Source organism: Rugamonas sp., from assembly GCF_025354735.1.
In the GTDB taxonomy this organism is placed as follows: domain Bacteria; phylum Pseudomonadota; class Gammaproteobacteria; order Burkholderiales; family Burkholderiaceae_D; genus Rugamonas.
The window spans coordinates 16,836-38,671 of record NZ_JANXMI010000116.1 but is presented as its reverse complement, the minus strand read 5'-3'; the positions used below and the strand labels follow the sequence as shown (position 1 = coordinate 38,671).

Genomic DNA, 21,836 nt, shown 5'->3' with positions numbered 1-21,836 from the left:
GGTGAGTACAGGGGTTCGAATCCCCTTGGGGACGCCAGGATTTTCAGTAGCAATCGTAGTATCCAAGTAGTATCAGGTCTGGATGCGCCAGCATCCAAGGACAGGTTTCTGTCCCCATCGTCTAGAGGCCTAGGACATCACCCTTTCACGGTGAGTACAGGGGTTCGAATCCCCTTGGGGACGCCAGATTTTGCAAAAAGCCGCCTAGTGCGGCTTTTTGCATGGTCGCGCGCTTTTCACGCACTCCTTTACCAGCCGTTGCGGCCATACAGGGGCCCGCGCGGATTGCCGAACTGCCAACCCGGCAACTGCCCCAGCGGCGCATACCACGGCGCATAAGCCGCATAGGCGACCCGGGCCGCGTCGAGTCCATAGGGATCGGCCGCGCCGGGGCCGATGGCGCCGCCGACATTGGGCACATAGGGATGGCCCAGCATGGCGGCCAGGCCGGCCTGTGGCATCAGGCCCTGCGGCGCCACCGCCGCCTGCGCCACAGCCGTTCCAGGCTGCGCTTGCAGGCCCACCGCCACCAGCACGTCGGGCAAGCCATAGCCGGTGCGGCTCTGGTCGCCCAGGCTGACGCGGCGCGCGCTCAGCTTGATGAGCTGGAACAGGCGCTCGACCCGGTCCGGGCCGCGCGTCTGGTAGAGCGACTGGAAGTCCGGATGGTGGGCCAGCGTCAGCGCGGCCAGGCCCGTGACGTGGGGCGCGGCCATCGACGTGCCGTCCCATGCCGCGAAATTATTCGGCGGCACGCAGGACGTGATCGCCACGCCGGGCGCGCACACGGCGATCTGCGGGCCGTGGCAGCTGAACTTGGCCGCGAAGTAACCGTTGGCGTCGACGTTGGAGTCCAGCGTCTGCGCGTGGTAGCTGTCGGCCGGGAATTCGTCGAGCTTGCCGATGGCGGCCACCGCCAGCACGTTGGGCGACGAGGCCGGATATTGGACGGCGTCGCCGGAATTGCCGGCCGCGACGATGCAGGCGATGCCGGCCCGTTTCGCGCGCAGGATTTGCTGCTCCAGCGCTTCCGACGTGTCGGCGCCGCCCAGGCTCAGGTTGACGACGTCGATCTGCTTGTCGATGCAGTATTCCAGGGCGTCGATCAGCTGGCTGATCTGGCCGCCGGGGAAGAGCTTGCAGACGTGGATCTCGGCGTCGGGCGCGAAGCCGCGTATGCCGGAGGCGATGTCGGCCGCCGCGATCAGGCCGGCGCAGTGCGAGCCGTGGCCCAGCGTGTCGACATTCCAGCCGTCGGGATTGCTCAGCTTGTCGATCACGTCGAAGCCGGCCCGTATCGTGTTCAGATTACGGTGGGTGGTGGCCACGCCCGAATCGATGACGGCGACCTTGACGCCGGCGCCGCGGTAGCTGCCCGGCAGCTGGTCGAGCCGCATCGCCTTCTGGCCCCAGCCGAAGGCGCGCTGCGCCGGGAAGCCGGCCAGCGCCGGCCAGTCCGACAGCGCGCGCAGCGCGACGACGTTGACCTGCTCGCTGCTGAGGTCGGGATCGCGCTGGTAAAAGCTCCAGTAATCGGCTTTCGGCTGCACGTACAAGCCGCGCACGGTGGCGGCCGTCTCGCCCAGCAGCGACAGCTGGACCTGGCCGCTGGCGTCGGTGGTGCCGGTGGCCGGCAACATGCTGCCGAACAGCGACACTTCCGCGTCCGCCAGCGGCGCGCCGTCCTTGCCGACCACCGACACCACGGCCGACAGCACCGGGCCGCCGTTCGGCATCAGGCTGCTGTCCAGGGCGGGCTGGCGCCGCGTGGCATCCATCAAGCCCAGGTGCTGGTCCTGCTCGACGATCAGGCGGCCCTGTCCCTGTTGATGCAGCAGGCCGGCCTTTTGATCCGTCATGCGCGCCACCAGCACGCCGTGCGTGCTGCCGCTAATGCCATCGGCCAGCGCGCCGACGACGGATTCGGGCGCGATGGTGTCGACCACCTCGATGTCGGCGCTGTTGCGCAGCGCCTGCTCCAGCACGGAAAATTGCAGCGGCTGGAAGTTCATGGTTTGCAGGCCGTCGGGCGCCTGCCGTGGCGTGATGATGAATTGTTTTTTGCGGGCGCCGACGGTGGTGCGGCCGGCGTCGTTGGCGTTGCTATTGTTGCCGCCGCTATTGTTGGTGCTGCCGCTGCTGTTGCCGCCGCCGCCGCCGCCGCGCGTGCCGCCCGCATCAGCGCCGCCTGCTTCGCTGCCGCCCGCCTGGCGCTGGTCGCTGCCGCCGTTGCGCGCCGCGCCGCCGTGGTTGTCGTCCACCGTCGATTCGGACGAGGCGCCGTCGGTGCTGGCGCCGGTGTCAGGCGACGCCGGAGCGCCGCCGTAAGGATTTTTAGCCATGAGAATTCCTTTCAGTCCGGCGCGGTCAGCCCAAGGGCGACAGCGGCCGGTCCGGTTCGATAATCACTTGCTGATTGTTTGAAATAAAACGCTGCACCAGGTCACGCGCCTTGTCGGCGCTGATGTCCACCACCGCCGTATGCGGCCTGTCCCTGGGGCCGATCAGGTCGACCAGTTCGACGTCGGGATCGTCCGCCAGTTCGGTAAGCACATCGTTAATGGGAGCGTCATCCTTGGCGCGTATCAGATATCTGGTCGATCCGACCGTATCCGCTTCGTCTTGTCGTGGCATATATAAACTCCTGAACTCCTGAATCCCTGGTGCAGCGGTAGGCCCTCCCGCGCCGTGGCGGGAGGGAAGGGCCGAACGCGGCGGGGCATGGCCGCCGCCGCGTTGCCGGCATGGCGTGCCGATTAATGCACCGTTTGCTGGCCGCTATACATATTGCCGACCTGGCCCAGCGGATAGCCGGGGTAGTAGCTATTGCCCGGTTGCGCGGCCTGCGTCAGTTGTCCCAGTTGGGCTTGTTGCTGGGCCAGTTGCGCCAGTTGCTGTTGCTGTGCGATTTGCTGCGCATAGGCGGCCGTCACCGGATCGACGGCGAACGGCAGCATGCGGCCCAGTTGGCCCGCCACCCCGCCTATGGTGTTGCCGATGCCGGCATGGCCGAACAGGCCGCCGATGGCACCGCCCAGCGGTTGGGCGACCGAGCCGATCAGGTTGCCGAACCAGCCCTGCGGCGCGATCTGGCCTGGCTGCCCCTGCTGCCCCTGCTGCGCCTGAAGCTGCTGAAGTTGTTGAAGTTGCTGTTGCTGCTGTAGTTACTGCTGCAATTGCTGTAGTTGTTGCAGTTGCTGCGCCTGTTGCTGCATCTGCGCCTGCTGCGCGTAGGCCGCCGTCACGGGATCGGCCGAGAAGGGCAGCATGCGGCCCAGCTGGCCGGCCACATTGCCGATGGTGCTGCCGACGCCCGCGTTGCCGAGCCAGCCGCCGATGGTGCTGCCCAGCGGCTGGGCGACCGAGCCGATCAGATTGCCGAACCAGCCTTGCGGGGCCAGTTGCGCCGGCTGCATCTGCTACATCTGTTGCAGTTGCTGCAGTTGTTGCAGTTGTTGCAGTTGCTGTTGTTGCGCTTGCTGTGCGTAGGCCGCCGCCACCGGGTCGGCGCTGAACGGCAGGATGGAGCCGCCGATGCCGCCGGCGATCTGGCCGATCTGTCCGCCCAGGTGGGAATTGCCGAACAGGCCGCCGATGCCGCGACCGATCAGGCCGCCCAGCGGCGCGCCGATCAAGCCGCCGAAGAAGCCCTGGGGGCCAGGCCCTGTGGTGCCGGCTGTCCATAATATTGTTGATATTCATTCATGGTTGTACTCCGTTGTTATTCGATGCTGGAGCCGCGCCGTGCGCCGCTTTGCCTGTCATCCTTACCGACGCCGGGCTGGCCGCAGCGATCCAGATTGATAGATACCCGTTCACGTCCGGCAAGGAGCGGCGGGCGGGCATGTTTTACTAGGCCTTGCTCGACGCTAGTGACGATTGGACCGGTGCCTTTTGCGGAAGTTTTGATACTCTCGGTTCAAATGCGCGTAAAGAATGGTGGCCGGGCACACTATCGGCTAAGCAACCAAGCGGCTAATCGTCTATCATGCGCGGGCGCACTTCTTCCCTTCTTACCCATGTCCTCAGAAAACACCTCCCCGCCCACCCTGGCCCTGTTCTGCAAGGTGGTCGACAACTATGGCGATATCGGCATCTGCTGGCGCCTGGCCCGGCAACTGCACCAGGAGCACGGCGTGGCCGTCACGCTGTGGGTCGATGACTTGCCCAGTTTTCGGCGGATTTGCCCGGCCGTCGCGCTCGCGGCGGAGCGTCAGCGGGTCGACGGCGTGGACGTGCGCCACTGGCGCGACAACGACGGCGTCTTCAGCGCCGCCGATGTGGCCGATATAGTCATCGAATTTTTCGCCTGCGATATCCCGGACGGCTATATCGCGGCCATGGCCCAGAGCACGCCGCGTCCGGTCTGGCTCAATCTGGAGGGGCTGACGGCCGAGGAGTGGGTCGAAGGTTGCCACACGCTGCCGTCGCCGCATCCGCGCCTGCCGCTGACCAAGCATTTTTTCTTCCCCGGCTTCAACGGTAAAACCGGCGGCCTGCTGCGCGAAGCGGTGCTCGACCGGCAGCGCCTGGCGTTCCAGTCGGATGCGGCGGCGCGCTCCGCCTTCCTGGCGCCGTTCGGCGTCACGGCGGCCGAGATGGCGTCGCTGAAGGTGTCGCTGTTCTGCTATCCGCACGCGCCGGTCGCGGCCCTGTTCGACGCATGGCGGGCCGGACCGGACGCCATCACCTGCCTGGTGCCGGAAGGCGTCGCTACCGACGCCGTGCAAGCCTTTCTCGGCGCGCCAGCGGCGGCCGGCGCGGCGCGCACCCACGGCGCGCTGACCGTGCGCGTGCTGCCGTTCGTCGCGCAGCCCGATTACGACCGCCTGTTGTGGGCCTGCGACGTCAATTTCGTGCGCGGCGAAGACTCGTTCGTGCGCGCCCAGTGGGCCAACCGGCCGTTCATCTGGCATATCTACCCGCAGGACGATAATCTGCACCACAAGAAATTGCGGGCGTTTTTACAGGTCTACGCCGACCGTCTCGACAGCCTGTCCGCCTTCGCCCTGCAGTGGAACGACGCCGCCGCCGGGCCGGCCGACTGGCCCGTGCTGTGGAGCCGATTGCAGGCCGAGCTGCCCGCCATAGGCCTGCAATCGTCGGCCTGGCAACAGGAAATGAGCGGGCATGGCGATCTGGCCGGCAATTTGCTGACGTTTGCCGCCTCGCTTTGATAGGCTAAGCGCAAAAACTCAGGTAAAATGTTGGGTTAATTTAGAACGTATTTTTTCGATCAAACGTGAGCAGACGGCGCTTTTGGGCCCGCAGGCGACAGATGATTTTTATGCAACCCACTTTTTACGTACACTTTTTATGAAACCTGCAAAAGAAATTCGCGTTGGCAACATCATTATGGTCGACAGCAAGCCGTTCATCGTTCTGCGTTCCGACGTCAACGGTTCCAGCCGCACGGGCTTCACCTACAAATGGAAGATGAAGAACCTGCTGACCAACAGCCCGCTGGAAAACGTCTTCCGCGGCGACGACAAGTTTGAAGTCGTCGTGCTCGACAAGAAGCCGGTGACCTATTCCTATTTCGCCGACCCGCTGTTCGTGTTCATGGACACCGAATACAACCAGTACGAAATCGAAGAAGAAAACCTGGGCGATGCACTGCATTACCTGAAGGACGGCATGGAATGCGAAGCCATCTTCTACGACGGCAAGGCCATTTCGGTCGAGCTGCCAACGACCATCGCACGCCAGGTGGTGTACTCGGAGCCTGCGGTCAAGGGCAACACTTCGGGCAACGTCCTGAAGGAAGCGCGTATCGAAAACGCCGTCGAAGCCCATCGCCACATCGTGCAAGTGCCGCTGTTCGTGAGCCAGGACGACGTCATCGAAATCGACACCCGCACCAACGAGTACAAGCGCGTCGTGCGCAACTAATCGTCACCGTTTGCCGGACCGCGACAGCGGCCGGCAATGAAAAAAAGCACGCCAGGTTCAACCTGCCGTGCTTTTTTTATTGGGCGCCGCCATCGGCCGCCGTCGGCCCGTCTCAGGCCTTGACGTTGATTAAGCCGCTTTTCGAGTCTTGCAGATTTTGCCCGATTTCCAGCGCTTGCTCCGATGGAAACTGGCGCAACACCTTGTTGGTCTCGGTATCGACCACCTTGATGACCGATTTGCCGCTGGCGTGGTCGATGCTGAACTCGACCTCGCTGTTGACCTTGAGGAAGCGGTTGATCTGATCCACCGAGTTTTTCAGATCCGTCTGGCTCGGCTCCACCGCCTTTTTCGCGGCGGCCGGGCTTGACCCCGCCGCCGACGCGACTGCGGCCACGGCCGCTTTGGCCGGATGCGACGCCGCCAGCGCCGCCACCGTATCGGGGGCGGCGGGCGTGGCCGCTGCGTTCGTTGTTTGCGTGATAGTCATGGCACTGTTCCCTGTCATTCGGCTGGCGGCGGCACGCTGCGTGCTATCGATGCATGCCACCCATATCTACGGTAACGGCAGCGGCCGGAAAAAATGAAGGGCTGTGTGTAAATTCATGTAACTTTTCTAGGCGATATCGATGGCGCCGCGCCGTTGCAACGAGCAGGCACCGCAAGGCGCGTGTCCTCGCGGTATGCGCGGGCCGACATTGCCGTTATGATGGGGGCCTGCTATTGCCATTTGACACTATGCCCACCATGCCGCCCGCCACGCTCGACCCCGAGGACTGGGACCAGCTCCGCCAGCAAGGCCATCGGATGCTCGATGACATGCTCGACTATTTGCAGACGCTGCGCGAGCGGCCGGTTTGGCAGCCGGCGCCAGCGTCGGCGCGGGCCGCCTTCCAGCAGCCGCTGCCGGTGCACGGCAGCGCCCTGGCCGACGCCCACTCCACCTTCATGCGGCAGATCCTGCCTTACGCGGTCGGCAACGCCCATCCCGGCTTCTTCGGCTGGGTGCACGGCGGCGGCACGCCGGTCGGCATGCTGGCCGAGATGCTGGCCGCCGGCCTGAACGCCAACGTCGGCGGCCGCGACCAGATCCCGGTCGAAGTCGAGCGCCAGATCACGCGCTGGATGGCGCAGCTGTTCGGCTTCCCGGACACGGCCGGCGGCCTGTTCGTCACCGGCACCTCGACGGCCAATTTCATCGCGCTGCTGGTGGCGCGGGTCGGCAAGCTGGGCGTGGCGGTGCGGGCCGAGGGCCTCGCCGACAACGCCGCCGCTGGCAAGCTGGTGGCCTACACCTCGGCCGGCGCCCACGGCTGCATCGCGCAGGCCATGGAGCTGGCCGGCTTCGGCAGCGCCGCGCTGCGCAAGATCCCCATGAACGCGCAATTCCAGCTCGACGCCGCGCTGCTCGAACAGGCCATCGCCGCCGACCTGGCGCAGGGCCTGCAACCGTTCTTCATCGCCGCCACCGTCGGCTCGGTCGACGTCGGCGCCATCGACGATTTGCCGCGCCTCGCCGCCATCGCCCGCCGCCACCAACTGTGGCTGCACGTCGACGGCGCCTACGGCGCGCTGGCCATGCTGTCGCCCGAGCTGGCGCCGCTGTTGAACGGCATCGAGCTGGCCGATTCGCTGGCCTTCGATTTCCACAAATGGGGCCAGGTGCCGTACGACGCCGGTTTTATATTGGTGCGCGACGGCGAGCTGCAACGCCAGACCTTCGCCGCGCCGGCCGCCTATCTGCGGCGCGACACGCGCGGCATGGGCGCCGGTTCGCCCTGGCCGTGCGACTTCGGCCCCGACCTGTCGCGCGGCTTCCGGGCGCTGAAAACCTGGTTCACGCTGCAAGTGTACGGCACCGAAAAACTCGGCCAGGTGATCGCCGAAACGTGCGCGCTGGCGCGCTATCTGGAGCAGCGCGTGGCCGCGCTGGCGCAGCTGGAACTGCTGGCGCCCGTCGCGCTCAACATCGTCTGCTTCCGCTATCGCCATCATGGCGCCGATGCCGAGATCGACCGCTTCAACGCCGAACTGGTGGCCGACCTGCAGGAGTCGGGCGTGGCAGCGCCATCGCTGACCACCATCGCCGGCCAGGTCGCGATCCGCGCCGCCATCGTCAACCACCGCAGCGGCCGCGCCGACATCGACGCCATGCTGGCCGCGCTGCTGGCGCTGGCCGAGGCCCGCATCGCCGCCGCGCCGGCGCCGTCCATGACCCATTTGACATGAACCACGCCGCCCCTCCCGACAACGACATCGGCACCGATAATGGCACCGGCATCGACAACGACATCGACATCGACACTGATAACGGCACCGGCACCGGCACCGGCACCGGCACCGGCACCGGCACCGGCACCGATATCGACAACGATAACGGCATCCGCAATGACATCGACACCGACGCCACCGCCACGCCGCCGGCGCTGCCGCTGATCGGTGTCGCACCGCTGATGCGCAAGGCCTTCACCGGCGTCGACCTGCTGCCGCTGGGCGAGCAGCTGCTGGCGCGCGCCAGCGCCAACCCGCTCGACGCCCACGCCATGCTCGACTTCTCGACCGTGCTGCAACTGACCGGCCACCGCGACCACGCGCTGGCGGTGCAGGCCGAAGCCATCGCCCTGCAAGCTAACTACCTGCTGCCGGCGCAGCGGCCGGAAGGCCTGCGGCTGCTGGTCGTCATGGGACCGGGCGACCTGATGTCGAACACGCCGGTCGAGTTCCTGGTCGAGCAGTCCGACGTCACGCTCGAACTGCTCTACCTGACCCCGGCCGGCGCCTTCCCCGATGTCGTGCCGCCGCACGACGTGCTGCTGGTGGCGGTGGCCGAATCGGAGGCCAACCGCCCGCTGCTGCGCAGGCTGGTCGACTATGTGCGCGACTGGCCGCGCCCCGTCATCAACCGCCCCGAACACATCGCCGTGCTGACGCGCGACGGCGTCTGCGCCGCGCTGCGCGGCCTGGCCGGCGTCGAGATGCCGGTGTCGGTGCGCGCCGACCGCGCCGTGCTGGACGCGGTGGCCGACGGCGCCACGGCCATCGGCGCCATCGTGCCGGACGGCGGCTTCCCCATCATCGTGCGTCCCATCGGTTCGCACGCCGGCACCGACCTGGAAAAAATCGACGACGCCGCCGCGCTGGCGGCCTATCTGCAGCAGGTGGCCGGCGCCATGTTCTACGTGTCACGCTTCGTCGACTACCGCGGCGCCGACGGCATGTTCCGCAAGTACCGCATCGTGCTGGTCGAAGGCCGGCCGCTGATCTGCCACTACGCCATTTCACAGCACTGGATGATCCACTACCTGAACGCCGGCATGACCGACAGCGCGCTTAAACGCGCCGAGGAGGCGGTCTGCATGGCCAATTTCGAGCGCCAGTTCGCGCCGCGCCACGCGGCCGCGCTGCGCGCCATCGACGCCCGCATGCAGCTGCCGTATCTGGGCATAGACTGCGCCGAAATGCCCAACGGCGCGTTGCTGATCTTCGAGGCCGACAACGCCATGATCGTCCACGCCATGGACCCGGAGGACATGTTCCCGTACAAAAAAGCGGCGATGCAAAAAGTGTTCGGCGCCTTCCGTTCGATGCTGGAACACGCGCGCGCCGGCGCCGCCTGAGCCGCGATGGACGACGGCGCCGCCACCACCCTCGCCTCGACCGCCGCGCTGCTGGTGACGGGCGGCGACGAGCGCATCGTGCCGGACGGCGCCACCGGCCGCACGCGCTACGGCTGCGCGCCGGCGCCCGACGCCGCCGTGGCCGCGCTGGGATCGTCGACCGCCACCAACATCTCGGCCGCCGCCTTCGCCGCCGCCGCCGCCTTGCGCGCCGCCTGCGCCGGCCGCCTGCGCACCGAGGCGGCGCACCTGGTCTACGCGCGCGAGACGGCGCGCCAGCGCGCCGCGCTGCTCGATTACTGCGGCCTGGGGCCGGACGACGGCGTCGACGCCGTGCTGGCCGCGTCGGGCACCGACATCCATTTGCTGGCCGCCGGGCTATGCCGGCCGCGCCACACTGTGCTCATTTCCGCATGCGAGACCGGCAGCGGCGTGCCGCTCGCGCTGCAAGGCCGCCACTTCAACGGCAACACGGCCTGCGGCGCCGCCGTCACGGCCGGCGCAGCGATAGGCGATTGGCATGGCGCGACCCATTTCGTGGCCTCGCGCGAGGCCGACGGCGGCCTGCGCCCGGCCGCCGCGGTCGATGCCGATTATGCCGATATCGTCAGCGCCTGCGCCGCCGACGGCGCACCGGTGCTGCTGGCGCTGACGGACGTCAGCAAGACCGGCTTGATCGCGCCCGGTATCGCCGCCGTGCTGGCGCTGCGCGCGCGCTATCCCGGCCAGCTCGACGTGCTGGTCGACGGCTGCCAGTTCCGCCTCGCGCCGGCCACCGTGCGCGCCTATCTGGCGCAGGGTTTCATGGTGGCGCTGACCGGCTCCAAGTTCATGACGGGGCCGACGTTTTGCGGCGCGCTGCTGCTGCCGCCCGGCTTCATGGCGCGCAAATGCGGCGGCCATTTATCCGCCGCGCTGGCCGCGTATTCGGCCGCCGGCGACTGGCCCGATCACCGCGTCGACAAGACCGCCTTGCCGGCGCTGGCGAACTTCGGTTTGCTGCTGCGCTGGGAAGCGGCGCTGTTTGAAATGAGGCGTTACGCCGCCGTCTCCGAAGCGGCGCGCACCGACTTTTTGCGCCGCTTCGGCGCCGCGGTCGGCGCCATGCTGTCGGCCTGCGCGCTGGTCGAAGTGCTGCCGGTGGCGGCGATAGAGCGCGGCGCGCTCGGCGTGGCGCGCGGCTGGGATGCGGAGCAAACGATTTTTCCCTTCCTGCTCAAGGACGGCGACGGCGCCATCCTCAGTTGCGAACGGACGCTGGATATTTATCGCCGTCTTCAGGCGCAAGGGTGGGGCGGACGCCGCTTCCAGCTCGGCCAGCCGGTGCTGTGCGGACAGCGCGACGGTCGCCCCATCAGCGCCCTGCGCCTGTGCGCCAGCGCGCGCATGGTGGCCGATGCGTGCGGCGCCGGCGGCATGGGCGGCATCGACGGCATAGACGAAGCCCGCGCGGCGCTGACCGCGATCTGCGCGCTGATCGCGCCGCCGCCCGCCGCCTAATCCTGACGCAGCAAACGTCCCAGCAGCGCCGCCTTGCGCGCGAAGCGGGCGTCGTTCCAGTCCATATTCAATGCCAGCACGGGCGCGCCGTCGTGCAGCACGCGCACGCTCATCGGCTTGTGCAGCAGCTGCATGTGCACATACGATGCGAACGATTCGGCGAAGTCTTCGTGCGCGCTGACGCAGGAATACAGCGTGAAGAAATCGGTCCGTTGCAGGGCCTGATAAATCGGCAGCATCTGCGCGCCGGCCAGCTGCGGACCGCTGTAGAACGACAGCTGCGCGCGCGCCGCGAAATCGTAGGCGTCCAGCGGCAGTATGGCGCCGTTGGCGTCGATCCGCCACGAAATCGGCAGGAAGGAGTAACTGTCGGCCGGCTGGATCTGGTCCGCGCCCAGCCACCAGTCGGGCAGCAGCGTGCGGCCGGCGGCCAGCGCGTGGCCCAGTTCATGCAGCAGCAGATATTGGATCGCGTTCTTGCGGTTGTCCTGCGCCGGCGCGGCGATGCGCACTTCGACCGCGTAGCGCGAGGGCGCGAACGGCGTGTTTTCCTTCCAGCTGGCCCACTCGTTGGCGCTGCGGGCGATGAAGGCGTCGGCGTCGAGCGCGGTGACGATGCCGAGAAATTCGCTGGCCGGCGTGACGACGATGTCGGTGATGGCCGACGATCCCAGCGCGTGCGTGAAGTAGACGCCGAGGTAGTTCTCGCGCAGCAGGGCCTTGACCGCCGCCGGCAGTTCGTCGACGGCGGCGCGCACGTCGTCGCGGAAATCGTCCGGCACCGACGCGGCGCGCACGTTGCTGGCGCCGCTCAGCGCGTTGACGGCGTTGACGTGGGCCACCAGCTCGGCCGGCGCGGCGCCGAGGCGTTGTTCGAGCGGCAGGGCGGCGGCCGCATCCCAGATGCTGGCGTCATGGCTTACGATCACTGCGGTCCTTTGGGGGGCGGCTGGCGGGCCGGAGGCGTAAGCATACTGTAGATTGAAGCGCCGGCGCAAAAGCCGATGGCGCAGGGCGTCCGCACGATTGACACCGGCCGCGCCGGCTCCTAACATAATAGGACCGGACGTCGAGCCAGCCGGGCTGGGCGGGCTGGACACGATCATAAAAGGAGGATATATGGCTAACAATCTGACGCGGTTTGGCCCCTTCCGCGACCTGGCGCGCTTCGATCCCTTCCGCGATATCGATGAAATGCTGCGTGACTTTTCACCGGCCCTGCTGCGCGGCGGGGACGGGGCGCCGCGCATGCGCATGGATGTGACGGAAAACGAGCAGGAGTATATGGTCAAGGCCGACCTGCCCGGCGTGCAGAAGGAAGACATCAAGATTGCGATCAATGGCAACCAGGTTTCGCTGACGGCGGAGATGAAGGAGGAGAAGGACGCCGGCAGCGGCATGCTGCGCAGCGAACGCTATTGTGGGCAAGTGTATCGCAGCTTTACGCTGCCGCAGGAAGTCGACGACGACAAGGCCGAGGCCAAATATGAAAACGGCGTACTGCGGCTGACGCTGCCCAAGCGCGTCGGCACGGGAGGCAAGCAGCTGCAGGTCCAGTAAGGTCCCGCCTTGTCGGCGTTGCCGCCCGGCGTCGCATCAGTGGCTGGGCGCGCGGCAGGCGGCGTCGCTGTCCCAGCGGCCGGCGCAGATGCGTGAGCGGCACAGCATGCCTTCGATGCTGCCGAGCAGCTTGCAGCGCGCCAGCAATGCCGCGCTGCTGTCGTCGTCCTGGCGTTCGACCACGTCGCGGGTGCGTTCCGGCAGGATCATGGTCGGGCCGTTGGCATGCGCCACCAGCGCCGTCAGCAAGGTGACGTCGGTGTCGGTCGGGATGGGCGGCGGACCGGGTGCGGCGGCGCGGCGCGAGGAGGTGTTGTTCGCGTTGTTCGCGCCGTTCGTGGACGTGGCGGAGACGGTGGCGACGGCGCGTTCTTGCGCCGCCGCCGTTTTTGGGACCGCCGCCACCGCCGTCATCGTCGTCGACGTTGCCGCCTTCGCCGCTGCGTTTGCGTCCGCTATCGACGGCCGGGTCGGGCCGTGCCCCGGCGTTGCCGGCGGGTGCGACGCCGGCCGTTCCAGCGCCGGGGACTCGGTGATGATGGCGGCCGCCTGATTTACCGCTGCCGCCGTCGCCGCCGTGGCCTGCTGCGCTGTCGGCCGCGCCGGCAGCGCCGCCAGCGTCCGTCCGCCACTCCTCCCCTCCGGCACCGGCGGCGTAGGCGAGCCGGCGTTGTCGTAGACCAGCCAGGCCATCACGCTCATCAGCAACAGTCCCGCGCCCAGGCCCACGGTCAGGCCGTCGAGGTGGCGGCGGCGTGCGCGGTCGGCCGGTAGCGGCAGGCCGCCGTGTTCCAGCGCGGCCAGGATGCGCTTGTTGTGATCGGCCCGGTTGCCATCCGCCGCGGCTCGCAGCAACGTCGGCTTTTGTTTTGATGCGTCCAAAATAACCCCCTCAAGCTTGATATAGCATCCAATGACATTTTCGCTGCGGCTTACGATGGGCCTTCCCGCTTCCCGCCATCGCCGCCAGCCAGTGTCCGGTTTGCGGCGCCGTCCTGTTTTGATGGAGCGCACCATGTTTATCTTTTCCGTGCTGCTGTTCTTCGCGCTGGTCTGCGCCGGCGCCTGGCTGCTGCTGTTTCCGGCCGGCCGCGAGCTGGTGGCGCAGTCGGTGGCGCTGCTGCGCCTGCGCGTCGGCCGTGGCGTGCGGCGCGCCAATCACGGCGGCCTGCGCCAAGCCGCGGCGGCGGGCCGCGTCACGCGGTCCGGCCTGCGGCGCGGCTGGCGCTGGCTGTGCCGGCGCAGCCTGCTGGCGCTGGCCGCCGCCGTGGTGCTGACGGTGCCGGCGCTGCTGGCCTGGCTGGTCAGCAATCCCGGCATGCTGGGCGGCTACGACGACGATGCCGGCCACGCCATCAACACCCAAGTGGCCGACTTGCTCAAGGGCGAGCAGCTGGCGCCGCCGACGCCGCTGCCGCCGGTCGTCTTCGCCACCACCGAGGTGGCGCAGGTGCGGCCGATGCTGGGCGGCGCCAACCGCAACTGGGCGCTGCTGGAGCACGATTTCGCCCAGCGCCTGCTGCTGGTGTTCAAGATCATGAAAGACGAGCACGGCTACGACATGGCGATCCTGGAGGGCTACCGCAGCCCCGAGCGGCAAAACCTGCTGGCGGCGGCCGGTCCCAGCGTCACCAACGCCAAGGCCTTCCAGAGTTATCACCAGTTCGGCCTGGCCGCCGACTGCGCCTTCCTGCGGGACGGCAAGCTGCTCATTTCCGAAAAAGATCCGTGGGCCATGCGCGGCTATCGGCTCTACGGCCAGGTGGCCGAATCGGCCCGCCGGCCTGCGCTGGGGCGGGCGCTGGACCATGATGGATCTGGGCCATACGGAATTGCAGGTCGCCGGCGTCATCAAAAAATAAGGCGTGGCGGCGGCCCGACCTTTGTTTCTGCGCAAGAAATCCCCTCTTTGTTGATGGCACCATTGACCGGTTCGCCCGCGCTCGCCGGGCCCGTTCAACAGGCGGCCACTCCATGATGCGAAGAATCTGGTACTTTCTGACCAATACCCGCTGGGTCTCCATCGCCGGCCTGGTGATGCTGGCGGCGCTCTATTATCTGGGCGCGGAAATGCTGGAGCTGGCGCTGATCTGGGTGCTGGCGGCGTTGGCGGCGACGCTGGTGCTGGCCTTCATCATCTGGGCGGTGCGGCGCCACGTCGCCAGGCGCCAGTCGGACCTGCTGGGCGACGCCATGGGCCAGGGCGCCGAGCCGGCCTCGCCGCCGGCGGCCGGCAAGGCCGAGCTGGCGCCGCACGAGGAGGTCGACACCATCCGCGACAGCCTGGTCAAGGCGATCGCCACCATCAAGAATTCGAAACTGGGCTTGCTGTCGGGCCAGCGTGCCCTGTACGAACTGCCGTGGTACATGATTATCGGTAATCCGGCGGCCGGCAAGAGCAGCGCCATCACCAATTCCGGCTTGCAGTTTCCTTTCGGCGAAGCCAAGATCGTGCGCGGCATCGGCGGCACCCGCAACTGCGACTGGTTCTTCACCACCGACGGCATCCTGCTCGACACGGCCGGCCGCTATTCGGTGGTCGACGCCAACCACGCCGAGTGGCTGGGCTTTCTCGACCTGCTGAAAAAATACCGCCACCGGGCGCCGATCAACGGCATCATCATCGCCGTCAGCATCGCCGAGTTGCGCGGCGACGATCCGGCCGCCGGCCTCAAGCTGGCGCACAGCCTGCGCCAGCGGGTGCAGGACCTGATCGAGCGGCTCGAAGTGTTCGCGCCGGTCTACGTGGTGTTCACCAAGGCCGACCTGATCGCCGGCTTCAGCGAATTTTTCGCCATGGCCGAGCGCAGCGAACGCGAGCGGGTGTGGGGCGCGACCATGGCCTACAAGCGCCAGGCGTCGAGCCAGCAGCTGCTGGCCTTTTTCGACCAGAGCTTCGATGAACTGTGCGACGGCTTGCAGGAAATGAGCCTGGCCAACATGGGCATGCAACGGCGGCATATGCAGGCCGGCGTGTTTACGTTCCCTATCGAATTCCTGACGGTACGGGCGCCGGTGCGGGCCTTCATCGCCACGCTGTTTGAAGAAAATCCCTTCCAGTTCAAGCCCGTGTTCCGCGGCTTTTATTTCACCAGCGCGCTACAGGAGGGCACGCCGCTGAGCGCCCAGACCAAGCGCATCGCCGAGCGCTTCGGGCTGACCATGCCGGCGCAGCCGGAGGCCGTGGGCGCGGCCCACACCGGCTATTTTTTGCTGAGCCTGTTCCGCAAGGTGATTTTCGCCGACAAGGATCTGGTGTCGCAGTACGCCAGCAAGAGCAAGCTGCAACTGAAGTATGCGGTGTTTTTCGCGGCGACCATCTTGCTGGGCGCGTCGCTGGGCGGCTGGAGCTGGTCGTATATGGGCAACCGCCAGCTGGTCAGCAATGTGCGCGCCGATCTCGACAAGGTCATCAAGTTGCAGGAGCGCCGCCTCGACCTGCAATCGCGCCTGGAGGCGCTGGAGATCATGCAGGACCGCATCGAGGAGCTGGAAAAATTCCGCCGCGAGCGGCCGCTGTCGCTGCGCATGGGCTTGTATCAGGGCGCGCTGCTGGAGCGCAAACTGCGCGAGGAATATTTTTCCGGCGTCGAGCAGGTGATGCTCAAGCCGGTGGTCGGCAATCTGGAGGCGCTGCTGACGGAGATGAACGCCAGCGCCGACGAGTTGCAGCCGGCCGCGCGCGCGGTCGACGCGGCGCCCATCGCTGGCGCCGCCGCCAGCGCGACCGCCGCCAACGCAGCCAACGCCGCCGCGCCCGCGCAGCCGTCGGCGCAACCGTACCAGGACGCGTCGCCGACCAATGTGGAAGACGCCTACAACGCGCTGAAAACTTATCTGATGCTGATCGATAAGTCGCACGCCGAAGCGAGTCACCTGAACGACCAGCTGACGCGCTACTGGCGCGGCTGGCTCGAAGGCAACCGCGGCGCCATGCCGCGCGAGCAGATGATACGCAGCGCCGAGCGCCTGATGACTTTTTATCTGGCCCAGATCAGCGATCCCTCGTGGCCGCGCGTGGAGCCCAAGCTGGCGCTGATCGACCAGGCGCGCGCCAGCCTGCGCCGCGTGGTGCGCGGCATGCCGGCGCGCGAACGGGTCTACGCCGACGTCCGCGCCCGCGCCGCCACGCGCTATCCGGGCATGACGGTGGCGCGCATCGTCGGCGAGCAGGACCAGGCGCTGGTGGCCGGCAGCTACGCCATTTCCGGCGCCTACACGCGCGAGGCGTGGGAAAAATATGTCGACACCGCCTTCAAGGAGGCCGCCACCCACGAGCTGCAAAGCGCCGACTGGGTGCTGCAAACGGCGTCGACGGACGACCTGACGCTCGAAGGCAGTCCCGAACAAATCCAGAAAGGCCTGGTCGATCTGTACAAGGCCGATTACGCGCGCGAGTGGAAAAAATTCGTGCAGGGCGTGACGATCGCCGAGCTCAACGGCTTCAACGGCGCGGTGACGGCGATGAACCGGCTGGGCGACCCGCAGTCGTCGCCGATCGCCAAGCTGCTCGACACCATCTATGCGCAGACCTCGTGGGACAATCCCGCGCTGATGAGCGGCGAGCTGCACGAGGCGCAGACCGGCTTCGTCAACTGGTTCAAGCATCTCTTGACGCGGCGCGCGCCGTCCCTGCCGGGCGGCAGCGTCAACGTCAACCTGCAAGTCGACGCGCTGCATTTCGAGCGGCCGGTGGGGCCGGTCGGGCGTGAATTCGCCGGCGTCGCCAAGCTGGTCGCGGCCAAGGACAAGGACGCCTCGCTGATGCGTTCCTATATGGACCTGCTGTCGAAACTGCGCAGCCGCCTGAACCAGCTGAAGAACCAGGGCGATCCCGGTCCCGGCGCCAAGCAGTTCATGCAGCAGACGCTGGAGGGCAGCGGCTCCGAGCTGGCCGACGCGCTGCGCTACGTCGACGAGCAGATGTTGACCGGCATGAACGACGCGCAAAAGGCCGCCATCCGGCCCCTCCTGGTGCGCCCGCTGATGCAGACCTTCGCCGTCATCGTCGGCCCGGCCCAGACGGAAATCAACAAGACCTGGCTGGCCCAGGTCTACGAACCGTTCCAGCAATCGCTGGCCGGCAAATATCCGTTCGCGCCGAACGCCAGGATAGAGGCCAGCAGCGCCGAGATCGCCCAGTTCTTCGGTCCCGACGGCCTGGTCGCCAAATTCGTCACCGGTTCCATGGGGCCGCTGGTGGTGCGGCGCGGCGACGTGCTGGCCGCGCGCACCTGGGCCGACATGGGCATCGCCCTGCAGCCGCAGGTGGTGGCGCGCTTCCCCGGCTGGATCGCGCCGGTCGGCGCCGGCGGCGTGGCGGCGGCGTCGGCGGTGGCGTCGACGGTGTTCCAGATCCAGCCGATGCCGGCCCCCGGCACGCTCGAATACACGATAGAAATCGACGGCCAGCAGCTGCGCTACCGCAACACGCCGGCCGCGTGGAGCAGCATGGTCCATCCCAGCGCGCAGGGCGTGCCGGGCGCGCGCATCACGGCCGTGGCCTTCGACGGCCGCACGGTGGAGCTGTTCAACGAGCCGGGCCAGTTCAGCCTGAAACGGATGATCGACGCCGCCACCAAAAAGCGCAAGGACGACGGCGTCTTCGAGCTGCACTGGAGCAGCGGCGCCATCAACGTCGGCCTCGACCTGAAGATCACCAGCAGTCCCGACAGCGCCGCCGCCGACGGCGCCTCGCCGCAGCCGCAGGGCTTGCGCGGCATGACGCTGCCGGAAACCATCGTCGGCGGCGCGGTCGCCGGCGCCGTGCCGCTGGCCGCCGGCGCCATCGACAGCGGCGTCGCCGGGGTGGCCAAATGAAGCGCGCACCGCAGGCGGTCCGCATCGATTACTTCGGCAAGCTGCCGGCGCGTTCGGACTTCATCAAGGCGGCCGAGAACCTGCCGCTGGTGACGCTGCTCGACCAGTGGCTGGCCGAGACCATGAACCTGCTGACGGCCGATCCGCGCTGGAAGCTCAATTACGACGCCCTGAAGCCGCTGCCGTTCGCCTTCGTCGGCAACCGCAGCCGGCGCGCGATCGCCGGCCACATCGTCGCCAGCAGCGACCAGTCGCAGCGCCGCTATCCCTTCCTGATGACGAGCGCCATCGACATCGCCGACGCCGCCGCCTTCCTGCCGCGCAGCCCCGTGGTGCTGGCGCCGCTGTGGCAGGAGTTCGACGCGCTGGCCGCCGACGTGCTGGCCGCCGCCGACCCCGAGCTGGCGCTGCGGGCGCTGGCGGCCACCGTGATCGAGCTCGATCCCGGCGCCGCCGAGCACGACGCCGCCTTCCTGCGCTTCCTCGACGGCCACACCGTGGCCGGCTTGCAGGCGCTGCTGGCGCAAGCCTCGGTGCGGCAGATGATCGTGGCCGTCGGCCTGCTGATGCAGCCGGTGCGCGGCAGCGGCGCGGCGCGGCTGGAAAAAAGCCTGGTGCTGCCGCTGCCGAACGAGCTGCGCTTCCGCCATCTGGTGGCGGCGTTCTGGCTCGACCTGATCGCGCCCTTCCTGGCGGCGGCCGACTTCGAGCTGGGGCTGTTCTTCGTCGACGCCGGCGGCCGCCAGTCGCTGGTGGTCGGCTTCGGCGGCGCGGCGCCGGAGACGCTGCAGGCGATCATCGATCCGCAGTGCGGCATGACGCATCACATCACCTTCGAGCACACCGACTGGGTCGACGAGCACATCGCCACCGACGCGGCGGTGCAAAAGCTGTCGGCCTGCCTGGAGCAGGGGCAGTTGTCGCTGCGCTCGGCGCACGCGCTGTTTCATGCGACGTTTTGTTGAGCCTGCGGTTTGATTGCGATTCACTTTTCCCAGGAGCCTTGCGATGCGATCTTTGCCCATGCTATCCCTGTTATCGCTGTCCTTGCTGTCCGGCCTGGACGCGGCGCCGGCCGCCGCCCAGGTGCCGGCGCCGCTGTCGCCCAAGCCGGGCCAGATCCTCATCAGCGGCACCGTGCCCGACGAGGCCAGCAAGGCCGCCATGCTGGCGCGGCTGCGCGAGCTGTACGGCGCCGACCGCGTGGTCGACCAGATCGCCATCGGCAACGTCTCGCTGCCGCCCAACTGGAGCGCCTATGTGCAAAAGCTGATTAACCCGAATTTGAAACTCATCAGCAAGGGCCAGCTCAAAGTCGACGGCAACAACGTCAGCCTGCGCGGCGAGGTCGCCAACGAGGCGCAGCGCCAGCAGGTCGCCAGCGACATCGCCACCAGCCTCAATCCCACCTACACCGTCAACAACGGCTTGCGCGTCGGCGCCGCCGAACAGAACCTGCTCGACGCCACGCTGGCCAAGCGCATCATCGAATTCGACAGCGGCAAGACGACGCTGACGCCGTCCGGCAAGGCCATCCTCGACGAGATGGCGGCCGCGCTGCACAAGGTCGGCGACAAGAAGGTGGAGGTGATCGGCCACACCGACAACGTCGGCCTGCGCGAGAGCAATCTGGCGCTGAGCCAGGCCCGCGCCGAGGCGGTGCGCCAGTATCTGACGGAGCGGGGCATAGGCGCCGCCATGATCGCCGTGTCGGGCCAGGGGCCGGACCGGCCGGTGGCCGACAACGCCAGCGCCGACGGCCGCGCCCACAACCGCCGCATCGAGTTCCGCATCGCGCAGTGAAGGCGCGGCGGCGCCGGCTAGGGCAGGGTGATGGTGACGTTGGCCGGCCGCGGCGCCAGCTTGACCAGGTCGACATAGGACGCCAGTTGGTTTTGCGTGTCGCGCGTGAGCGTCGACTTCAGGCCGGCGTAGGCGCCCAGCGCGATCAGCCCGAACGCGGCCGACAGCGCCCACAGCGGCACGTCGCCGCGCAGCTTGTGGACGATCTGGTCGGGCCGCTCGGCCTGCGGCGCGAAGCCGCGGCTCTTGCCCTTGATGTGGGCGATCTCGTCGCCCAGCCGCGCGCTCAGGTAGTTGAGTTTTTCGCTGGCGTCGAAGGCGTGGCGGCCGCGATAGCCGAGCAGCAAACACAGGTGGAACACTTGCAGCGCCAGCAGCCGCGCGCCGCCCTTGCTGCGCAATTCCTCCAGCCGCTCGAAGAAGTTTTCGCCGGCCAGCTGGTCGCCGAGCATGGCCAGCTGCAAGGGCCGGCGTTCCCACGAGTCGCGCATCGGCAAGCCCGAGCCGAGCACGATTTCATCGAGCGCCGCGCAGTAGGCGTATTTGGCGGCGGCGATATCGTCGCCCGGCAGGCGCAGCTTGCGGGCCTCGCCGTCGAAGTCGGCCAGCAGCACGGTCACCCGGTCCATCAGGGTGTCCTCGGTCGGCGGCGTGGCGCCGTTCTTGAGCAGGAACAGCAGGAAAAAGCCGTCGTGCAGCAAGTCGATCAGCGACGGCGTGCGGCCGGCGCCCGGCTGCGGCGCGCGGCGCTGGCCGCCCAGCAGCGAGGGCACGGCGCGGCGCTCGACCTGCGGCGTCATGGCGCCACCGCCGGCGCGCGGACGGCGGGCTGCCGCTGCGGTTGCTTCCTGGATGACGCCATGCTGGCTCCTCGATGAAATTTACAGACAGCGGACCGACGACAGCGGCTGCGTCGTCTCGCCCACGGTGGCGGCGCTGGCCGGCGCGCCGCTGCCGACGCTGAGCGCGCAGCCGTGCAGGCCGATGGTGATGCCGTTTTTTTCGGCCTCGTCGGCGGCGAAGGCCAGCCGCCAGCGCTGTTGCGCCGGGGCCCGGAACAGCGCGACGACGCCGATGAAATACGCTTCCCGCGACACCTTTTCGACGACTTCGTAGCGCTGGCCCGGCACCAGCAGCACTTCCTTGACTTCCAATAAATCGTTGCCCAGCAGCGCATGTTCGGTGGCCGGATTGAGGAAGCCCTCATACGCCGCCTGTTGGAAGGCCGCGCTCTGGCGCAGCTTGTAGATGCGCGCCACCAGCGCCAGCGGATGGCCGCCGCTGTCGGTGTTGAGGTTGTCGCTCGCATGCAGCCGGATCGACACATTGCGCGCCGCCTTTTGCGCGTCCGGCAGTTCCGGTGTCTTGTGCATGCCCAGCATGTCGAGCGCCGCGCCGGCCAGGGAACCGGCCGCGCAGCCGCCCAGGGCCAGCGTGACGGCCAGGCCCAGCGCGGCGCCGGTGCCGGGGAAAGGGGGAGTGCGCCAGCGCGGTGGTTTCATGTGTGCTCCAGACGATCCCGCTATTAAACCGAAGGCGGCGGCGCCGTCGTTTGCGTCGTCGCAAGCAAAGCGGGAATTGCCCATGGACTCAGGCCGCGCCGGCTGAACAGGCCGCCAGCAGCGTCCTTGAGCAAGCGCAATC

20 protein-coding genes, 1 tRNA gene and 1 pseudogene are annotated in these 21,836 nt (G+C 67.7%); 12 read left to right on the top strand and 10 right to left on the bottom strand.

The features are described 5' to 3' along the window. The first annotated feature begins 110 nt into the window (after positions 1 to 110). Positions 111 to 186, top strand: a tRNA-Glu gene (locus Q0S71_RS09865). A gap of 62 nt (positions 187 to 248) precedes the next feature. On the opposite strand, the gene Q0S71_RS09860 is transcribed toward Q0S71_RS09865, so the two are convergent. The 3 genes from Q0S71_RS09860 to Q0S71_RS09850 all read right to left on the bottom strand — a co-directional run bounded on the left by Q0S71_RS09860 (position 249) and on the right by Q0S71_RS09850 (position 2,978). Next, on the bottom strand, positions 249 to 2,342 hold the full coding sequence (locus Q0S71_RS09860; protein WP_295994341.1) for a S8 family serine peptidase: 2,094 nt from the start codon (positions 2,340 to 2,342) through the stop codon (positions 249 to 251). A 25-nt stretch (positions 2,343 to 2,367) separates the two neighbouring features. Next, on the bottom strand, positions 2,368 to 2,634 hold the full coding sequence (locus Q0S71_RS09855; protein WP_295994340.1) for a hypothetical protein: 267 nt from the start codon (positions 2,632 to 2,634) through the stop codon (positions 2,368 to 2,370). Positions 2,635 to 2,756: 122 nt separating this feature from the next. Then, positions 2,757 to 2,978, bottom strand: a complete 222-nt coding sequence (locus Q0S71_RS09850) for a hypothetical protein (RefSeq protein WP_295994339.1) — start codon at positions 2,976 to 2,978, stop codon at positions 2,757 to 2,759. Here Q0S71_RS09850 and Q0S71_RS09845 point away from each other — a divergent pair. Next, on the top strand, positions 2,967 to 3,164 hold the full coding sequence (locus Q0S71_RS09845; protein WP_295994338.1) for a hypothetical protein: 198 nt from the start codon (positions 2,967 to 2,969) through the stop codon (positions 3,162 to 3,164). The genes Q0S71_RS09850 and Q0S71_RS09845 overlap by 12 nt on opposite strands. Here Q0S71_RS09845 and Q0S71_RS09840 read toward each other — a convergent pair whose 3' ends face one another. Together Q0S71_RS09840 and Q0S71_RS09835 are read right to left on the bottom strand one after the other, a co-directional pair. Continuing rightward, the gene (locus Q0S71_RS09840) at positions 3,165 to 3,416 is read right to left on the bottom strand and encodes a hypothetical protein (protein WP_295994336.1); all 252 of its coding nucleotides are present in this window, start codon (positions 3,414 to 3,416) and stop codon (positions 3,165 to 3,167) included. It lies immediately after the preceding gene. A gap of 3 nt (positions 3,417 to 3,419) precedes the next feature. Beyond that, the gene (locus Q0S71_RS09835) at positions 3,420 to 3,635 is read right to left on the bottom strand and encodes a hypothetical protein (RefSeq protein WP_295994334.1); all 216 of its coding nucleotides are present in this window, start codon (positions 3,633 to 3,635) and stop codon (positions 3,420 to 3,422) included. A gap of 384 nt (positions 3,636 to 4,019) precedes the next feature. Here Q0S71_RS09835 and earP point away from each other — a divergent pair, with 384 nt between their 5' ends. After that, the gene (gene earP, locus Q0S71_RS09830) at positions 4,020 to 5,177 is read left to right on the top strand and encodes an elongation factor P maturation arginine rhamnosyltransferase EarP (RefSeq protein ID WP_295994332.1); all 1,158 of its coding nucleotides are present in this window, start codon (positions 4,020 to 4,022) and stop codon (positions 5,175 to 5,177) included. A gap of 139 nt (positions 5,178 to 5,316) precedes the next feature. After that, entirely contained in the window at positions 5,317 to 5,892 is a 576-nt protein-coding gene (locus tag Q0S71_RS09825) for an elongation factor P (RefSeq protein WP_295994330.1), read from the top strand. Positions 5,893 to 6,004: 112 nt separating this feature from the next. Here Q0S71_RS09825 and Q0S71_RS09820 read toward each other — a convergent pair whose 3' ends face one another. Next, a complete protein-coding gene (locus Q0S71_RS09820; protein ID WP_295994327.1) occupies positions 6,005 to 6,382 on the bottom strand; it encodes a flagellar protein FlaG in 378 nt (125 codons plus the stop codon). 233 nt (positions 6,383 to 6,615) lie between these two features. Between Q0S71_RS09820 and Q0S71_RS09815 the strand changes: the two genes are divergently transcribed. From Q0S71_RS09815 to Q0S71_RS09805, 3 genes are read left to right on the top strand one after another with little or no spacing between them, the layout of a single operon-like run. Beyond that, positions 6,616 to 8,121, top strand: a complete 1,506-nt coding sequence (locus tag Q0S71_RS09815) for an aminotransferase class V-fold PLP-dependent enzyme (RefSeq protein WP_295994326.1) — start codon at positions 6,616 to 6,618, stop codon at positions 8,119 to 8,121. After that, on the top strand, positions 8,118 to 9,509 hold the full coding sequence (locus Q0S71_RS09810; RefSeq protein ID WP_295994324.1) for a RimK family alpha-L-glutamate ligase: 1,392 nt from the start codon (positions 8,118 to 8,120) through the stop codon (positions 9,507 to 9,509). Before Q0S71_RS09815 ends, Q0S71_RS09810 begins: the two co-directional genes overlap by 4 nt. Before the next feature lie 6 nt (positions 9,510 to 9,515). Beyond that, positions 9,516 to 11,009 carry a hypothetical protein gene (locus Q0S71_RS09805; RefSeq protein ID WP_295994322.1) on the top strand — a complete coding sequence of 498 codons (1,494 nt, stop codon included), beginning with the start codon at positions 9,516 to 9,518 and terminating at the stop codon, positions 11,007 to 11,009. Here Q0S71_RS09805 and Q0S71_RS09800 read toward each other — a convergent pair. Further along, the gene (locus Q0S71_RS09800) at positions 11,006 to 11,938 is read right to left on the bottom strand and encodes a hypothetical protein (protein ID WP_295994320.1); all 933 of its coding nucleotides are present in this window, start codon (positions 11,936 to 11,938) and stop codon (positions 11,006 to 11,008) included. The genes Q0S71_RS09805 and Q0S71_RS09800 overlap by 4 nt on opposite strands. A 190-nt stretch (positions 11,939 to 12,128) precedes the next feature. Here Q0S71_RS09800 and Q0S71_RS09795 point away from each other — a divergent pair, with 190 nt between their 5' ends. Continuing rightward, positions 12,129 to 12,569, top strand: coding sequence for an Hsp20/alpha crystallin family protein (locus tag Q0S71_RS09795; protein ID WP_295994318.1), 441 nt, complete (start codon positions 12,129 to 12,131; stop codon positions 12,567 to 12,569). Positions 12,570 to 12,605: 36 nt separating this feature from the next. Here Q0S71_RS09795 and Q0S71_RS09790 read toward each other — a convergent pair whose 3' ends face one another. Then, complete coding sequence (locus tag Q0S71_RS09790; RefSeq protein WP_295994316.1) at positions 12,606 to 13,424, bottom strand: hypothetical protein; 819 nt, start codon at positions 13,422 to 13,424, stop codon at positions 12,606 to 12,608. Positions 13,425 to 13,584: 160 nt separating this feature from the next. Between Q0S71_RS09790 and Q0S71_RS09785 the strand changes: the two are divergent. The 4 genes and pseudogenes from Q0S71_RS09785 to Q0S71_RS09770 all read left to right on the top strand — a co-directional run bounded on the left by Q0S71_RS09785 (position 13,585) and on the right by Q0S71_RS09770 (position 20,192). After that, a pseudogene (locus tag Q0S71_RS09785) lies at positions 13,585 to 14,431 on the top strand (M15 family metallopeptidase). A 115-nt stretch (positions 14,432 to 14,546) separates the two neighbouring features. Continuing rightward, positions 14,547 to 18,389, top strand: a complete 3,843-nt coding sequence (gene tssM, locus Q0S71_RS09780) for a type VI secretion system membrane subunit TssM (protein ID WP_295994343.1) — start codon at positions 14,547 to 14,549, stop codon at positions 18,387 to 18,389. Further along, positions 18,386 to 19,354, top strand: coding sequence for a type VI secretion system-associated protein TagF (gene tagF / locus Q0S71_RS09775; RefSeq protein WP_295994314.1), 969 nt, complete (start codon positions 18,386 to 18,388; stop codon positions 19,352 to 19,354). Before tssM ends, tagF begins: the two co-directional genes overlap by 4 nt. Positions 19,355 to 19,412: 58 nt before the next feature. Next, positions 19,413 to 20,192, top strand: a complete 780-nt coding sequence (locus Q0S71_RS09770) for an OmpA family protein (RefSeq protein ID WP_295994312.1) — start codon at positions 19,413 to 19,415, stop codon at positions 20,190 to 20,192. A gap of 17 nt (positions 20,193 to 20,209) precedes the next feature. Here the strand turns inward: Q0S71_RS09770 and Q0S71_RS09765 are convergent, their stop codons facing one another. Next, positions 20,210 to 20,992, bottom strand: coding sequence for a DotU family type IV/VI secretion system protein (locus tag Q0S71_RS09765; protein ID WP_295994311.1), 783 nt, complete (start codon positions 20,990 to 20,992; stop codon positions 20,210 to 20,212). An 81-nt stretch (positions 20,993 to 21,073) separates the two neighbouring features. Next, the gene (tssJ, locus tag Q0S71_RS09760; RefSeq protein WP_295994309.1) at positions 21,074 to 21,694 is read right to left on the bottom strand and encodes a type VI secretion system lipoprotein TssJ; all 621 of its coding nucleotides are present in this window, start codon (positions 21,692 to 21,694) and stop codon (positions 21,074 to 21,076) included. Between the last annotated feature and the right edge of the window lie 142 nt (positions 21,695 to 21,836).

Coding starts and splice junctions, on each gene's coding strand:
- Q0S71_RS09860 (WP_295994341.1), bottom strand. CDS start 2,342: ATGGCTAAAAATCCTTACGGCGGCGCTCCGGCGTCGCCTGACACCGGC.
- Q0S71_RS09855 (WP_295994340.1), bottom strand. CDS start 2,634: ATGCCACGACAAGACGAAGCGGATACGGTCGGATCGACCAGATATCTG.
- Q0S71_RS09840 (WP_295994336.1), bottom strand. CDS start 3,416: ATGCAGCCGGCGCAACTGGCCCCGCAAGGCTGGTTCGGCAATCTGATC.
- earP (WP_295994332.1), top strand. CDS start 4,020: ATGTCCTCAGAAAACACCTCCCCGCCCACCCTGGCCCTGTTCTGCAAG.
- Q0S71_RS09825 (WP_295994330.1), top strand. CDS start 5,317: ATGAAACCTGCAAAAGAAATTCGCGTTGGCAACATCATTATGGTCGAC.
- Q0S71_RS09820 (WP_295994327.1), bottom strand. CDS start 6,382: ATGACTATCACGCAAACAACGAACGCAGCGGCCACGCCCGCCGCCCCC.
- Q0S71_RS09810 (WP_295994324.1), top strand. CDS start 8,118: ATGAACCACGCCGCCCCTCCCGACAACGACATCGGCACCGATAATGGC.
- Q0S71_RS09805 (WP_295994322.1), top strand. CDS start 9,516: ATGGACGACGGCGCCGCCACCACCCTCGCCTCGACCGCCGCGCTGCTG.
- Q0S71_RS09795 (WP_295994318.1), top strand. CDS start 12,129: ATGGCTAACAATCTGACGCGGTTTGGCCCCTTCCGCGACCTGGCGCGC.
- tssM (WP_295994343.1), top strand. CDS start 14,547: ATGCGAAGAATCTGGTACTTTCTGACCAATACCCGCTGGGTCTCCATC.
- tagF (WP_295994314.1), top strand. CDS start 18,386: ATGAAGCGCGCACCGCAGGCGGTCCGCATCGATTACTTCGGCAAGCTG.
- Q0S71_RS09770 (WP_295994312.1), top strand. CDS start 19,413: ATGCTATCCCTGTTATCGCTGTCCTTGCTGTCCGGCCTGGACGCGGCG.
- Q0S71_RS09765 (WP_295994311.1), bottom strand. CDS start 20,992: ATGACGCCGCAGGTCGAGCGCCGCGCCGTGCCCTCGCTGCTGGGCGGC.
- tssJ (WP_295994309.1), bottom strand. CDS start 21,694: ATGAAACCACCGCGCTGGCGCACTCCCCCTTTCCCCGGCACCGGCGCC.